The organism is Halodurantibacterium daqingense (assembly GCF_042666235.1).
Taxonomy (GTDB): domain Bacteria; phylum Pseudomonadota; class Alphaproteobacteria; order Rhodobacterales; family Rhodobacteraceae; genus Halodurantibacterium; species Halodurantibacterium daqingensis.
The window spans coordinates 367,544-382,361 of sequence record NZ_JBHTFQ010000003.1 but is presented as its reverse complement, the minus strand read 5'-3'; the positions used below and the strand labels follow the sequence as shown (position 1 = coordinate 382,361).

10 protein-coding genes are annotated in these 14,818 nt (G+C 66.6%); 1 reads left to right on the top strand and 9 read right to left on the bottom strand.

The annotated features are described in order from the left end of the window. Positions 1-108: 108 nt before the first annotated feature. The 3 genes from ACFQXB_RS08005 to ku form a co-directional block, all read right to left on the bottom strand. Complete coding sequence (locus ACFQXB_RS08005; protein ID WP_377401790.1) at positions 109-1,647, bottom strand: hypothetical protein; 1,539 nt, start codon at positions 1,645-1,647, stop codon at positions 109-111. Positions 1,648-1,764: 117 nt separating this feature from the next. Continuing rightward, positions 1,765-4,245, bottom strand: coding sequence for a DNA ligase D (ligD, locus tag ACFQXB_RS08000; RefSeq protein WP_377401787.1), 2,481 nt, complete (start codon positions 4,243-4,245; stop codon positions 1,765-1,767). 1 nt (position 4,246) lies between these two features. Beyond that, entirely contained in the window at positions 4,247-5,098 is an 852-nt protein-coding gene (gene ku / locus ACFQXB_RS07995) for a non-homologous end joining protein Ku (RefSeq protein WP_377401784.1), read from the bottom strand. Between the two features lie 130 nt (positions 5,099-5,228). On the opposite strand from ku, the gene ACFQXB_RS07990 reads away from it, so the two are divergent. Next, a complete protein-coding gene (locus ACFQXB_RS07990) occupies positions 5,229-6,359 on the top strand; it encodes an AI-2E family transporter (protein ID WP_377401781.1) in 1,131 nt (376 codons plus the stop codon). 248 nt (positions 6,360-6,607) lie between these two features. Here the strand turns inward: ACFQXB_RS07990 and ACFQXB_RS07985 are convergent, their stop codons facing one another. The 6 genes from ACFQXB_RS07985 to ACFQXB_RS07960 all read right to left on the bottom strand — a co-directional run bounded on the left by ACFQXB_RS07985 (position 6,608) and on the right by ACFQXB_RS07960 (position 14,817). After that, on the bottom strand, positions 6,608-7,324 hold the full coding sequence (locus ACFQXB_RS07985; RefSeq protein ID WP_377401778.1) for an alanyl-tRNA editing protein: 717 nt from the start codon (positions 7,322-7,324) through the stop codon (positions 6,608-6,610). Then, the gene (locus tag ACFQXB_RS07980) at positions 7,321-9,840 is read right to left on the bottom strand and encodes a DUF3772 domain-containing protein (protein WP_377401775.1); all 2,520 of its coding nucleotides are present in this window, start codon (positions 9,838-9,840) and stop codon (positions 7,321-7,323) included. The genes ACFQXB_RS07985 and ACFQXB_RS07980 overlap by 4 nt, the downstream gene beginning before the upstream one ends. Continuing rightward, positions 9,840-10,871, bottom strand: a complete 1,032-nt coding sequence (locus ACFQXB_RS07975; protein ID WP_377401772.1) for a cysteine synthase A — start codon at positions 10,869-10,871, stop codon at positions 9,840-9,842. Before ACFQXB_RS07975 ends, ACFQXB_RS07980 begins: the two co-directional genes overlap by 1 nt. 52 nt (positions 10,872-10,923) lie before the next feature. Next, positions 10,924-12,042 (bottom strand): NUDIX domain-containing protein, encoded by a 1,119-nt coding sequence (locus ACFQXB_RS07970; RefSeq protein WP_377401769.1) that lies wholly within the window; start codon positions 12,040-12,042, stop codon positions 10,924-10,926. Positions 12,043-12,133: 91 nt separating this feature from the next. Further along, entirely contained in the window at positions 12,134-13,348 is a 1,215-nt protein-coding gene (locus ACFQXB_RS07965; RefSeq protein ID WP_377401766.1) for a class I SAM-dependent methyltransferase, read from the bottom strand. Between the two features lie 56 nt (positions 13,349-13,404). Beyond that, on the bottom strand, positions 13,405-14,817 hold the full coding sequence (locus ACFQXB_RS07960) for a cryptochrome/photolyase family protein (protein WP_377401763.1): 1,413 nt from the start codon (positions 14,815-14,817) through the stop codon (positions 13,405-13,407). Position 14,818 lies beyond the last annotated feature (1 nt).

Here is a 14,818-nt window from a genome sequence, read left to right as displayed (position 1 = left end):
ACCATGCGAACACAAGGCTATGCACCGCCCGCGGCCGGTGACGGCCGCGCGCCTTCGCCGGGTCGGTGGCCCTGGTGGCGACCGACCCGGCTGCCGGCTGGCCATGCGTCAGGCGCGGCGAAAGCCGATGTCATCCTCGATCACCGCCAAGGGGCCGACGGGCAGCGGCTCGGCGCCCTCCTCGACCAGCCGTTCGAAGACGATCCCTTCCTGCCAGACGTGCCGCAGCAGATCCTTGAACACATCGACCGTCAGCCATTCACCCGCACAGCGCCGATAGCCAAAACCGAAAGGCGCATAGCCTGCGTGATCGGCCAGAGGCTGCGTGGCGCCCTCGACCGTGGCATGAACCGTGCCGAAGCCGTTGCTGGGCAGGGTGACGTCGCGGCCGTCGCGGACCTGCATTTCCGCGCCCGAAAACGGGCAACGCACAAAGCCGAGGTCAGCACAAGCCGCCTCGTCCACCGCTGCTGCGGTGCGGACGCGGCGATAACGGTCAGGGTCAAAACCGGCCGGATCGTCCCAGTGGCGCGGATCGTGGCTGGTTTCGGGATGGGGATGGATGATGAAGGCGGTCCCGGTCACCCCCTCCTGACTGTCCGCCAAGGTTGAAACACTGCCGGTATTGGGCGAGATGGTCCGGAACAGCTCCATCACAAGCCGATCAAGCGGTGTGAACCCGCCTTCGTCATCCACCTCGTCGGGGGTGCCCTGCATCGTCCGGGTGAACCAGTCGCGCGCGGCGGGGTTGCCCGATTCCGGCTCGAGCACCGCCATGATGTTGTAAAGCGTGTTTCCCCACTGGCTGAAGGCAAGGAAATTGTGGAAGCATTCGAAAACCACATCCTCGCGGCGGAAATTCTCGCCCAGTTCGCCATTGACGGCCCAGTAGTGCACGAAGGTCGCCTCGGGGGCGTCGATGCGCTGGTCAAGAACGTCCTGCACCCGCGCATCGATCCAGTCGCGCAGACCCGGGCGCAGGGCGCGCACCGTCATGTAGGCCTCGTAGACCCGAGGCTCGCGCGGATCCCAGAAGCCAAGCACGGTGTTGAAGGCTGTCCCGATCTCGCGCACCTCGTCGGGGATATCCGCGCCCCGCACGCCAAGGTGCAGATCCCAGTAAAGATCGAAATAGCCATCGTAATAGGCCCGCATCAACGGCACGCCAGCCTGTGCCTCGTCAAAAAGCTGGTCAAGCGCCCGCTGCACCTTGGGTCGGTAATGGGCCGCGTAAAGATCGGGGGTCAGTGCCGACATGTAGATCCGCTTGCGGGCATTGTCGGGGCCGCGATTTTCCAGCCCTTGCAGAAAGACCGAAAGGCCCTCTTCCTGCATCGCCGGCTGCCAGTCATCGTAGAGCATGCCCCAGATCTGCGGCGGGATCGCGGCCTCCTTGCTGAACGGCAGGTCGATCATCGGAACGGCCAGTCGTCCGCCCTGATAGATCGAGGTCTGCGCAAAGGGCTTGATCGCGCCTTCGACATAGGCCGGGTCGAAATCGGGGAACCGCCCGGCAAGGCCTGGGGGGGAAGGCGATTGTGCCTGTGCCTCGGTCTGCGCCTGCGCGGGCAGTGCGGTGCCGGCAAGCGCAGTGCCGGCGCCGGCCAGAAAACCGCGACGCGAAGGGCTGTGCGTGAAGGGATTCATGGCGACTCCTCGTTCGTTCCAGCGTGTCGTTTCAGCGCCGGGCATCCCCGGCCGCGAAAACCAACCCGCCCCGTTGCGCCGTGTTCCGCCTTGCGTCGCCTGACGCGACGGCACAGTTCAGCCGCCGTGCACCTCCCGTTCGAGACCATCCAGAACGGCGGCGTTCAGGCTGCCGGCGGACAAGGCCGCGACAGGATCGGGCGCATCCAGACGGGCACGGGCCTCCGTCAGGCTGAAGCCGTCGGCCCGCTCAAGGCGCGCAAGTTCGTCCCATGCGACCGGCACCGCCACGGGCGCGCCCGGCCGCGCACGCACCGACCAGGGCGCAACCGCCGTCGCGCCCGAGCCGTTGCGCTGCCAGTCGATGAAGATCCGTCCCTTGCGGCGGGCCTTGGACATGTTGGCGGTAAATCCTTCGGGCGCGCGATCTGCCACCAGCGTCGCCACGGTGCGGGCAAAGGCGCTGACCGCAGCCAGGGGGGCGATGCGGCGCAGGCGCAGGATCACATGCACTCCCTTGCCGCCGGTCACCATCGGGGCGCTGTCAAGGCCCAGCCCCGCCAGAAGGTCGCGCAGGCGCACGGCGCCCTCTCGGACCCGCGCGAATGGCAAGCCCTCGTCGGGGTCAAGATCGAAGACCAGCCGGTCGGGCCGATCCGGCCGGTCGCGCCGAACGCCCTGAAGGTGAAACTCGATCGTGCCCATCTGGACGGCAGCCACCATCGCTTCGACGCCGTTCAGGTAAAGCCACTCCTCGCCATCGCGGGTGAAGCGGGGCACCGCATCGGGGATACTGCCGCGCCCGTGTTTCTGAAAGAAGCACTCGCCCGCGATGCCGTCGGGGCAGCGGATCAGGCTGAGCGGACGGTCGCGCGCATGGACCAGAAGCGCGGGGCCCGCATCGGCATAATATTCGGCCAGCATCCGCTTGGTGATCCGTTCCGCCGGAAAGACCAGCCGGTCGGGACTGGTGATGCGGATACCGGCGACCTTCTCATCCTTGCTCATCGCGCTGTCTCCTGGTGCGGCGGTCTCATCGGCAACCTCGCGGGCGGGCTTGTCTTCGCGCAGTCCCAGGAACACGGCATGGCGCACCGCCCCTTCGGCTGTCAGTTCGGCAAAACGGATCTGCGCGACAAGATCGGGCTGCAGCCAGACCGCGCCACGCCGCGCCTCGGGCGGCACTTCGGCAAAGGGCGGCGTGTCGCGCTGGCGGGCATGGCGCGAAATACGCGCATAGTCTGCCTCGGCAAAGCCACTGCCGACCCGGCCGCGGTAGCGAAGCTGACCGCCTTCATAGACACCCAGCAGAAGCGAGGCGAAGGGCCGCCCCGCCTTGGACGAGGCCGAGATCCCGCCCACCACGAACTCCGCCTCGCGCGCGCATTTGACCTTGAGCCAGTCGCTGCCACGCCCCGTCCGCCACGGGGACGAAAGCCGCTTGGCGATGATCCCTTCGCCGCCCGCGCGGCACATCGCGGCATGCACCTTGGCGCCGCTGCCCTCCAGCGCGGGTGACAGCCGCAGCGCCGCCTTGCGCGGCTGATCCTCGAACAACGCCTCAAGCGCCGCGCGGCGCTGTCGCAGTGGCTGCTGCGCCAGATCCTTCCCATCCAGCGACAAGAGGTCGAACACATAGGCCGCAAGCGGCGCGCCCTCGGTCAGCGCCTGCTGGAGGGCGGAAAAGCTCTCCTCGTCCGCAGCGACGACCTCGGCATCGAGAAGCGCCGCGCGGCAGGGAAGGGTCGCCGCAGCCTCGGCAATCCCGGTGAACCTGTCGGTCCAGTCCTGACCGCTTCGCGAAAAGCAACGCACCCCGCCCTTGCCGATGGCGATCTGGCAGCGATAGCCGTCGTGTTTGGGCTCGATCAGCCAGTCGTCGCCTTCGGGCGCGGCGTCAACCAACCGCGCCAGCATCGGCGCCCGGAACCCGGGTCGCGCCAGCGCCTGCCCCTTGGGAGGGACGTCGCGCCTGCTCCGGGCAGCGCGCGGCGCCTTGGGCGGCGGTCCCGCACGGTGGCGGGCGGGGGCGTCCGCGGTGATTTCCGCCATGCTGCGCCCGGTGGTGACCGAAGTGTCATGCGCCGCCGTCAGCGCATCGGGATCGTCCGCCGCGACATCGTCGCGCTCCTTGATCAGCAGCCAGTTTTCACGGCCCGCATCGCCCGCCCTGCGGCCCCGCATCCGCACCAGCGTCCAGCCGCCCGACATCCGCGCCCCATGCAGGCGGAAATGCAGCTTGCCCTGCGCCAGTCCCTCGGCCGGATCGTGCAGCGGCTCCCATTCGCCATGGTCCCACAGCATCACCGTGCCCTTGCCATAGCCTTCGGGGACCACTCCCTCGAAATTGCGATAGCCCATGGGATGATCCTCGGTTCGCACCGCAAGGCGCTTTTCGCCGGGGTCCGGGCTTGGGCCGCGCGTCACGGCCCAGCTGAGAAGCACGCCGGCATGTTCCAGCCGGAAATCGAAATGCAGCCGGCGCGCCGCGTGTTTCTGCACGACAAAGGCCCGCCCCGTGGCCGTGGGCCGCCCGCCCGACGGTTCGGGCGTCCGGTCCAGATCGCGCTTGGAACGGTACTGGCCCAGATCGCCCATGTCAGGCCTGCTTGCGGCTGCCGCTGCCGCGCGGCTTGGCGGGTTTCTTCGCCGGCTCGGTCTTCAGGCTCTTGCGCAGCGCATCCATCAGATCGATGACATTCTCGCGCTCGCCGCTGGTGCGGGCGCTGTCGCTGCCTTCCTTGCTGGCGCGCGGGGTCTTGCGGTTGCGCAGCTTGCGGTCGATGAGATCCCGCAACGCCTTGTTGTAGCCATCCTCGAAAGCGGCCGCATCAAAAGGCGCCGTCTTGCGCTTGATCAGGTCGCGCGCGACCGAAAGAAGCTCCTTGTCGGCCTTTGCATCCTCGATCCGCGAAAACAGCGGCTCGGCCTCGCGCACCTCGTCGGCATAATGCAGCGTTTCAAGCAGAAGGCCGTCGCCGCAGGGGCGGATGGCGCACAGATATTCCTTGCCCCGCATGGCAAGCTGCCCCAACCCCACCTTCTGATCGGCCCGCAAGGCGTCACGCACCACCCGATAGGCATCCCCCGCCAGATCATCGGTCGGCACCACGTAATAGGGTTTGTCGTAGTAAAGCGGCGAGATTTCAGAGGCATCCACGAATTGCACAAGCTCCAGCGTCTTTTTCGTCTCGAGCTTTATGGCATCGACTTCCTGCGGTTCGATCAGGATGTAGCCGTCGGCGCCCGTCTCATAGCCCTTCATGATATCGTCGGTCTTGATCGGGCCTATGCCCTGCACGGTCTTTTCATAGCGCACCGGCTTGCCACTGGGGCCGTGGATCTGGCGAAAGCTGACCCTGGCCCCGGATTTCGTGGCCGGATGGATCTCGACGGGGATTGCCACCAGCGACAGGCGAAGCTGCCCCTTCCAGACCGCGCGCGATGCCATTGCCTTCCTCCTGCCGACCACCTTTGCGCAAACGCGGCCAGGCCGGCCCCGGTTCCGGTCGGCAATGGCTTGATAACCGCCGGGTGTGGTCCTAGTCTGCGCGGATACCTTCCACGGCAGGGACCGGCAGATGAACGCAGAGGACAGCCAGAACCTCGCCGCACCGGTGCGGACGGCCGGAGAGCGGCTGCGCGTCCAGAACCTGCTGCTGGGGATCATCGCCTTTGCCATCGTTCTGTTCCTGCTGGTGCAGGCGCGGTTCATCCTGATCTCGCTGGCAATCGCGATCATCCTGTTCAGCCTGACCTCGGATGCGATCAACTCGATCGCGCGACTGCGCATCGGCAGTCTGCGCATTACCAACTGGGTTGCCAGCGTTGCCGCGGTCGCGCTGATCTCGGGCGCGCTGCTGGCGCTTTCGGCGGTTGTTCTGGCACAGTTGAACAACGTGCTGAGCATCACCCTGTCCTATGCCGATCAGGGACAGCGCGCCGTGGCCGAGCTGTTCAGCTGGATGGGCCAGGATGTCGAGGCGGCAGTTCTGAATTCGATGCGCTCGATCGAGATCTCGGGCTGGCTGCGCTCGGCCGCCGGCCAGGCGGGCAACCTTCTGTCGGCGACGGTGCTGGTCAGCCTGTTCGTGGGCTTCCTGTTCGCGGAACGGGTCTGGTTTTCCACGAAGCTGGTCAATCTGCTGGGCGACGAGGAAAAGGCGCGGCGCGCCGGCAACATCATGGGCTCGATCACCCGGCGCGTGAACCATTACCTGCTGGTCAAGACGGCGGTAAGCGCGGTCACGGGGCTCATGGTCTGGATCGTCATGATGATCTTCGGGCTGGAGCTGGCCGTGGCGATGGGGGTTCTGACCTTCGTCATGAACTACATCCCCAACATCGGCTCGATCATCGCCACGCTTCTGGTGACGCTGGTCGCCTATATTCAGGTCGATGACCTGTCCACGACGCTGTTGCTGTTCATTCTGACGGCGGTGATCCAGTTCGTGAACGGCAACATCATCGACCCGATGCTGATGGGCAGGGCGCTGCGGCTGTCCTCCTTCGGCATCATCATCTCGCTTGCCTTCTGGGGGGCGGTCTGGGGCGTGCCGGGAATGTTCCTGTCGGTGCCGATCATGGTGGCGCTGATGATCGTCTGCTCGCATATCCCGGGGCTGAGGCCGATCGCGATCCTTCTGTCGCGCGAAGGGCTCCCCGATACCGAAGCGCCGAACCCGCGCGCGCCGCGCAAACCCCCGGGCTGACCGGACCGATCTTTTCCTGATGCCCGGCGCCCGCGTCGTGACGGTCAATCGCAGGGCCGGCGCGGGATGAGGGCCTGTATCAGGGCCAAACCCTATGCCGGACCCGGGGATGTGCTTTCACGTCTCCTCTGCGACGCCGCCGCGCGCAAGGTCTTTGCGACGATACGGGCGAGGGCTGTTCGGACACGCACGGCCCGGACGGCACTGCGGCAGGCCGGCGCGGATCCGCGGATTGAATGACGAAGGCTTCACACCAGAAGCAGGCTGACCCGCCGGTTCATCCGGCCCTTCTTTTCGATCTTGCCCAGCCGGACCAGCCCGATTTCGCCGGTGCGCGCGACATGGGTGCCACCGCAGGGTTGAAGATCAACCTGGTCGCCGCCGGCACCGATACGGATCAGGCGCACCCGCCCCTGCCCCATCGGCGGCATGACCGACATGGTCTTGACCAGCGCGGGGTTGTCGGCCAGTTCCTGATCGCTGATCCAGTCCTCGGTTACCGGCAGATCGCGCAGGATCAGCGCGTTCAGCGCTGCCTCGAGCGCGGCGACATCCGAGGGCGGCTCTTCCATGTTGAAATCAAGCCGGCCCTTGTCGGCACTGATCTGGCCGCCGGTGACGGGCAGCGGGATCACCACCGACAGAAGATGCAGCGCGGTGTGCACGCGCATCAGCCGGTGGCGGCGTTCCCAGGCCAGAACCTGCTCGACCTCGGCGCCCCGCGGGGGCAATGGCTGAGGCTCGGCCGGGATCAGCACAACCGCGCCCGCCTCGCCCTTCACCGCCGTGGCGATCTCAATCTGCCCCCCCTCCCAGCGCAGGATGCCAGCATCGCCAGGCTGGCCGCCGCCCGTGGGATAGAACACCGTCTGGTCCAGAACGATGCCCCCCTCGGGCGTGAGCGCAACGACCCGGGCCGGGGCTTCGCGCAGATAGGGGTCGGTGCGGTAAAGCGGTTCGGTCATTCCCTGTCCTCCTGTCCCGTGCCCTCGGCCGCATCCGGTTCGGCGCCCGCATCGGCGGCATCCATGTCTTCGCCCGTCATGTGCGGGGCGGTGTTGGCACGCGGTCCGATCATGCCGCCGGCTGCACCCGCCAGGCCTGCCGCAGCCAGGCCAGGTCCGGCGCTGCGGGGGGCCAAAGCCTCGGGGTTGCGCAGCCAGATGTCGCGCTGTGCGAACGGAATCTCGATGCCCTCTTCGGTGAAACGGCGGGCGATTTCATGCAGCATGTCCGACTGCGTGGACAGCTTGAACTTCACGTCACGCAGAATCGCCCGGATCTCGAAATCAAGCGAATCCGCCCCGAAGCCGACGAACAGCACTGACGGCGGCGGATTGAGAATGACGAGCGGCTGTTCTTCCGTGATCTCGCGCAGGATGCGTTCCACCTTGCGCGTGTCGCTGCCATAGGCAACGCCAACCGGCAGGATCAGCCGGCCCGACAGATTGCCCCGGGTCCAGTTGGTGACCATGCCCGAGATAAGATCGGCATTCGGCACGATAACATCCGTCCGGTCAAATGTCTCGATCACGGTCGAGCGGACCGAGATCGCCTTGACCGTCCCCATCACGCCGCCGACCTCGATCCAGTCGCCTTCCGACACCGGGCGTTCGATCAGCAGGATGATGCCGGAAACGAAGTTCGACACGATGTTCTGAAGGCCAAAGCCCACGCCGACCGAGAGCGCCCCGGCGACGATGGCCAGCGACGACAGGTCGATCCCGGCGGCGGTAAAGGCAAAAAGCCCGGCGAGGAAGAAGCCGACATAGCCCAGCCCCGACACCACCGCCTTCTGGCCGCCCGGATCAAGCCGCGTCTTGGGCAGGACCGACCCGGCAAGCCCGCCCTGCAGAAGCCGGGTTATGGTGAACCCGATGGCAAAGACCAGAACGAACGTCAGGAAATCGGTTGGCGAAATCCGGGTGCCACCTACCGCAAAGCCTTCCCGGAACCGGACCCAGAGCTCGACCAGCTCCGACCGGCGCGCACCCCAGATCAGCGCAAAGACCGGCAGTGCGGCAAGGGTCAGGGCAAAACCGACGAGCACCGGCACCAGGGCTTCGCGCCCTCCGTCCTTGTCCTTGGTGATCAACGCATAGACGTCGGTCTCAAGCTGCAGAAGCACCAGGAGCACCCCCACCAGCCCCAGGGACAGCACCATCGGAAAGACCAGCGCCGAGGCTGCTGCCACATACCCCACTGCGGCCAGAATCGGGGCGATCAGCCCGGCGGCGATCGAAACCTGCCCGATCAGCCCCATGATACGGTTGCGGACGCTGATCTGATCTTCCTCGCCCCGGTCGTTGTGGGTGTGGAGCCGTAGAAGCTGTCCGATGCGGAACACCATCAATCCGGCCAGGGCGATCATAGGAAAGGAGAGGACCGCATGCGCCGCATAGGCGTCCTGATCGGGGTTCACCACGAGCCGCCGCACCAATTCGATGGCGAAGATCACGCCCAGCGCGTTGGTCCAGAGCCGCCCCTCGGCCCGGCGCTCGGCCGGAAGGACGAAGGGCGCCCGGTCCGAGTCGGTGCGCGGAAAGACCTGAAGGCCCAGCCAGCGCGCAGCCAGCATGGAAAACCCCACCAGCGGCAGGGCGTTCACCAGGACCTCGCCCACAAGGCCCACAAGCCCCGTCGCGCGGATTGCCGAGGCCAGCGCATAGACCCCTGCCAGGGGCAGGATCACCTGCCCAAGCGAAACCAGCAGCGCATAAACCTCGCGCCCGCGCGCCGAGGCCCGTGTCTGAAGCCGGAGCGTCAGCAGTTCCATCCAGGCGCGGCCGCGCACAAGGACCACAAGCGCAAAGGCAAGATATCCCAGGATCAACGGCAGGTTGCCGTTGAATTCCTCGCGCCGCTGCGGCGTGTCCCAGGCGCTGATGACCTCTTGGCGCAGGTTGGTGGCGCTGGCGCTCAGCGCAGCATAGCCCGCCGACCAGTTGGCGGGGTTGAGCGGGGAAGGCCAGAGCTGCATCAGCTCGTCCGCCTGCCGGTCGCGCAGCGTGCGGTCGATTTCGCGGATGATGCCTTCGGCGCGACGGAAGGCCTCGTCCGCGGCAAGGCCCGGCGCCTGCAGCCGCACAAGCTGCTGGTTCAACTCGGCCCGTCGGGCGGCGATTTCGGGCGCTTCCTCGACCCCTTCTTCCGGAACGGCGCCCAGCGCGGCGATCTGGCCGCGCACCGTTTCGATCCGGCTCTGGTTGGCGCTCTGGGCTTCCAGGAACCGGCCCCGCCATTCGACGATCTGCGCCCGGATCTGTTCAAGGCCCAGGTTGGTGACGCGGTTGTCGGCAATGGCGTCTTCGGCACGTTCGGCGACCTGGTGCCAGGCATTGTAATCCGGCGCCTGGACGCCGGGCGCGGGCTCGGCCACGCTGACCGGGGCCGACTGTGCCTGCGCCTGCTGCGGCGCGCCCCACCCCAGGCAGGCGATCAGCAGCGCAGAGGCGCCGAGTCTGAGCAGATGCCTCGTCATCAACCTTCGAACACAGCCGGAAGCGTCCGCGGCGCCGTATCCAGCCAGGCGGGAACCGGCAGGCCCTTTTCGTGCAGGAAGGCGGGGTTGAACAGCTTGGACTGGTAGCGCGTGCCATAGTCGCACAGGATCGTGACGATCGTATGGCCCGGCCCCAGATCGCGCGCCATGCGGATGGCCCCGGCAACGTTGACGCCCGAGGATCCGCCAAGGCACAGGCCTTCGTGCTCCAGCAGGTCGAAGACGATCGGCAGCGCCTCGGCATCCGGGATGCGATAGCTGAAATCGGGTGTGAAGCCTTCGAGGTTTGCGGTGATGCGCCCCTGGCCGATACCCTCGGTGATGCTGCTGCCGGGCGAGTCGAACTGACCGGTGGTGTAATAGGCGTGCAGCGCCGCGCCTTCGGGGTCGGCCAGGGCAATCTTCACGCCCTTGGGCTGCAGCGCTTCAGCCACGCCGGCGATGGTGCCGCCCGATCCGACGGCGCAGACAAAGCCATGCACGCGGCCTTCCGTCTGTTCCCATATCTCGGGGCCGGTGGTTTCCACATGGGCCTGACGGTTCGCCACATTGTCGAACTGGTTGGCCCAGATTGCGCCATTGGGTTCGGTGCGGGCCAGCGCCTCGGCCAGACGGCCCGAATAGCGCACGTAATTGTTCGGGTTCTTGTAGGGCGCGGCAGGCACCTGCACCAGCTCGGCCCCTGCCAGGCGCAGCATGTCCTTCTTTTCCTGGCTTTGGGTTTCAGGGATGACGATCACGGTGCGGAACCCCATCGACGCCCCGACCAGTGCAAGCCCGATGCCGGTGTTGCCGGCCGTGCCCTCGACGATCGTGCCGCCAGGACGCAGAAGCCCCTTCGCCACCGCATCGCGGATGATGAACAGCGCGGCGCGATCCTTGACCGACTGGCCGGGGTTCATGAATTCGGCCTTGCCGAGGATCTCGCAGCCGGTGATTTCGCTTGCATGTTTCAGCCGGATCAGGGGCGTGTTCCCGATCGCCGTCGCAAGGTCGCTGTAAATCCGCATCTCTGCCCCCTTTTGGTCCTGCCCTAGTCAATATGGTGGTGACGGGCGGAACTCAAGCGCCGGCCCGGATCCGCTCGCGGTGGCGTGCAAGCCAGAGCGCCGAAAGAACCAGCGGTCCGTTTGAGAGCGCACCGTCATCGACAAGCTGCATCAACCGGTCATAGCCCAGCAGATGCGCACGGATATCCTCGGCTTCCTCGTCCAGGCCGCCAAAGCCCGCCGCGGCGTCGGGAAGATCGGCCAGCCCGATGAAGGAATGAAGATATTCCGACTTGGCCGCCGGCGTCGGATAAAAGCCCCCCACGGGCAGAAGCGCACCCAGGGACAATCCCGCCTCTTCCTGCGCTTCGCGGCGGATGGCTTCTTCGGGGGTTTCCCGGGCATCCACGCGGCCGGCAATCGGCTCCAGCAGCCAGGGCGCGGCATCGCCGCGGGCAAAGGGCCCCATGCGGAACTGTTCGATCAGCAGCACCCGGTCGCGCTGTGGATCATAGGGCAGGACGGTGGCCGCATCACCGGTGACGAAGACCGCGCGGTTGACGACCGGCGTGACCCCACCGTCAAAGCGGCGATAGCGCAGGTCATATTCCTCGACCGAGAAGAAGTTGGCATAGGGCTCGCGCCGGGTCATCACCTCGACATCGGCGGCCCTGGGCGCAGCCCCGGCGCCCAGGGCCTCGGCCTCGCCCTTGCCTTGCCGCGCCAGAAGACGGGCCGCCGCCCGCACCGCAATCATCGGCCAGCGTGCCGACAGGGCCTGCGCGGGCCGGTCGTCGCGCAGCGCCAGAAGGTCCGCCACCGCCGCGCGCATCAGCGGGGCACCGCGTTCCTGCCACTGCGCGAGATCCCATGGCCCATCGGGCCGCCAGCGGCCGGCCTCGGGCAGCCAGATTTGCCAGACCTGCCCTTCGACCACGATCTGACGCAGCTGAAAGCCCAGCACCCCGGCGACATGGTTGATCCTGTCCAGTTCCTGCGCCGTCAGGTCCCGCACGGCAACTCCGGTCGCCGCAGCACCCGGCTGATCCAGGATCATCGGGAACTCCTGCCCCTGCACCGCCCGAACCACATGATCGGCAAGCCGGGCGGGCGCGACATCCCGCGGCGCGTCCAGCATCAGGTCGCGCAATGCGGGATCCTGCATCATGCCATAGAAGAAATATGCAGCCATTTGCCCCTCCGGCGTTTGCGGGCGGGCCTGCCCCGCCTGCGCAAGGTCAAGCACAGCCCCGGGGGCAAGGACAAGCCCCGCGCACCCAGCCTCAGCTCTCGGGACGAACCACCGTCATCTGCACCACATCGCAGTTGCCGTATTGGAACGTCCCCGCGCAGGAGGTGAGGTAGAAGCTCCACATCCGGCGGAACCGATCGTCAAAGCCCAGCGCGGCAACGTCCTCCCAGCGGGCGTTGAAGGTTTCATGCCAGCGGCGCAGGGTCTGGCTGTAGCTTTCGCCGAACTCGAACGTGTCGCGGATGCGCAGCCCTGCCCGCTCCACCTCGCGCCGCAGGGCCGAGGGGCTGGGCAACATGCCGCCCGGAAAGATGAACTTCTGGATGAAATCCACCCCCTTGCGATAGGCTTCGAAGCGCGCGTCCTGAACGGTGATGATCTGCAGGGTTGCCGCGCGGCCCGGACGCAGCCGCTGATGCACGGTATCGAAATAGACGGGCCAGTAGCGTTCGCCCACGGCCTCGAACATCTCGATCGAGGCGATGCCGTCGTATTGGCCGCGCTCGTCACGGTAATCCTGCAGGCGAATCTCGACCCGGTCCGAAAGCCCCGCCCGCTGCATCCGCTCGACCGCATAGGCGTGCTGTTCCCTGGAAATGGTCAGCGCGGTGACCTTCAGCCCCCGTTCGCCCGCCGCATATTCGCAGAACCCGCCCCAACCGCAGCCGATCTCAAGCACATGCTCGCCCGGCGAAACCCCCATGCGATCGACCATGCTGGCATATTTCTGGCGCTGCGCCGTTTCGAGCGCTTCCTGCCCGGTTCTGAACAGGGCCGAGGAATAGGTCATCGTCTCGTCCAGCCAGAGCCTGTAGAAATCATTGCCGAGATCGTAGTGATAGCTGATGTTCTTGCGGGCCTGGCGGCGGGAATTGGCGCGAAGCCAGTGGCGCAGCCGTTCGAAGGCCCTCACCAGCGCCATGCCGGGAAAGCCGTCATAGACGCCTTCGTTGCCGGCATGGACCAGATCCATGAAGGCCTGAAGATCAGGGGTGGACCACCAGCCCTCGATATAGGCCTCGCAGAAGCCAAGATCACCCTCGCGGATCAGGCGGGCAAACAGATCCGGGTTGTGGATCTCGATTTCGGCCACCGGGCCCGGATTGCGGCCCTCGGCGCGAAAGATGCGCCCATCCGGCAGGCGGAAATCAAGCCGCCCGTTTTCCAGCCGCTGTGCTACTTGCAGCACCTGCGCCATGTAGCGGGGCAAGCCCTTCTGTCCGTCCGTCGTGGTCAGAATTGACATGAACCCCCCCGGCTTTTGGCCCAGTTTTCCAGATCGTGCATCCGTGCTCAAGTCCTTCATGGCCGCCGCGCCTCATAGGCGGCAAGCGCCCGGGCGCGTCCTGCGTCCAGCGCCACGACCGGGCGAGGATAGGGCCGCGCCGGATCAAGGCCCCAGCTGCGCGGCACCGCCCGGAAGAAATCCAGCGCATCCCGCCCGGGGCTGGGGGACAGTTCGGCCAGAAAGCGCCGGCGATAGGCTTCGTCGGCGTCGAACTTCTGCGCCTGGGTATCGGGGTTGAAGATACGGAAATAGGGCGCGGCATCGGGCCCTGATCCCGCCACCCACTGCCAGCCCAGCGCATTCGAGGCCGGGTCCCAGTCAATCAGGCAGTCGGCGAACCAGTCCAGACCGATGCGCCAGTCGGTCATCAGGTGCTTGGTCAGATAGGAGGCCGCGATCATCCGCGCGCGATTGTGCATCGTGCCGGTTACATACAGCTCGCGCATGGCGGCATCGACAAAGGGCACCCCGGTCATGCCCTGCCGCCACCGCCGGGCGGCCTCATTGTCGCCCTGCCAAGGAAAGCCGTCCCATTCCTCTCGCCAGTTCCGTTCAAGCAGATGCGGCGTGTGGAACATGAGATGATAGGCAAATTCGCGCCAGACCAGCTCCTTGAGGAAATGCTCGGCCCCGGGTGCCCCTTCATGGCGTGCGCGCATTGCCGCATGCCAGATCTGGCGCGGGCCGATCTCGCCATAGGTGAGGTTCTCGGAAAGGCCCGAGGTTGCCGGTTCGCCCGGATAATCCCGCCGGTCCCGGTAGGGGCCGACAGCGCGTTCAAGGAAAAGATCGCGCCGTGCAAGGGCCCGATCCTCGCCGACATGAACATGTTGCGCCACAACATCGGCGCCCCGGTTCATCGCCTCGCCCAGCCGCCAATCCTCGAGCCGCGCCGAGACAGGCCATGCGGCAGGTGACCGAAGCGCCGCGGGCGGGGCCAGCGGCGCGGGCACCGGCCGGTCCTTGACCGCGCGCCAGAACGGGGAATAGACGCGATAGAACCCGCCCGTGCCGGTTTCCACCGTCCAGGGCTCGAACAGAAGATGGCTGTTGTGGCTTTCGGCCTGCAGGCCCCGGGCGCGCAACGCTGCCTTGACCGCCTGATCGCGCGCCCGTGCCGCCGGGTCATAGCTGCGGTTCCAGTGCACCGCGCCGGCACCGGTTTCCGAGATCAGATCCGAAAGCACCGTCAGCGCCGGTCCACGCCGGAACACGATCCGGCTTTGCAACTGGCGCAGGCTGGCATCAAGTGCGGCCAGACCAAGCCCAAGCCGCCAGCGGGCAGCAGCGCCCAGCGTTTCGGTTTCGGGGTCCAGAATGAACACCGGAATCACGGGGCGGCCATCCGCGGCGGCGGCCACAAGGGCGGGGTTGTCGGCAAGGCGCAGATCGCGCCTCAACCAGTAAAGAACCGGGGTATCGTTCATG